The organism is Komagataeibacter diospyri, from assembly GCF_006538165.1.
In the GTDB taxonomy this organism is placed as follows: domain Bacteria; phylum Pseudomonadota; class Alphaproteobacteria; order Acetobacterales; family Acetobacteraceae; genus Komagataeibacter; species Komagataeibacter diospyri.
The window spans coordinates 1-545 of sequence record NZ_BDLU01000089.1; the positions used below are offsets into that span (position 1 = coordinate 1).

Here is a 545-nt window from a genome sequence, read left to right on the forward strand (position 1 = left end):
GTTTACCGGAGAGTAAAACTCTCGGAGGATGAGCCCTATGGTAGAGAAGAAGAAGACATTGCGTTATTCGCCTGAGTTCCGTGAGCGCGCCGTGCGCCTTCTGGACGAACATCGATCGGATTACCCGAGCATTTCGGCGGCCTGTCGGGAGATTGGTGGCAAGCCTGGCTGTTCGGGAGACAGCCTGCACGACTGGTGGAAACAGGCGCGGCGAGATGTTGGTGCACAACCGGGACCGACCACAGCCGAGACGGCACGGATCAAGGCATTGGAGCGTGAGGTTCGTGAACTGCGTCAGGCCAATGAGATCCTCAAGAAAGCTTCGGCTTATTTTGCGCAGGTAGCGCTCGACCGCCCGTTTCGCAAATGATCGCGTTTATTGAAGCCTGTCGTGCCGATTATGGGGTCGAGCCAATCTGTCGCGTTCTGCCGATTGCCCCTTCCACGTTTTATCATCAGGCGGCCATAGCGAGAGATCCGGCCAGAGCCAGCATACGAGCACAATGTGATAGGGATCTGATGGCGCATATCCGTCGGATCTGGCA

1 pseudogene and 1 other annotated feature are annotated in these 545 nt (G+C 56.9%); the pseudogene reads left to right on the forward strand.

Going from position 1 to position 545, the window contains the following annotated elements:
* Positions 1-37 precede the first annotated feature (37 nt).
* Positions 38-545 (forward strand): annotated as a pseudogene (locus tag MSKU9_RS17460) (transposase); the annotation flags it as partial.
* Positions 325-441 (forward strand) — a sequence feature (AL1L pseudoknot). It overlaps the preceding pseudogene by 117 nt.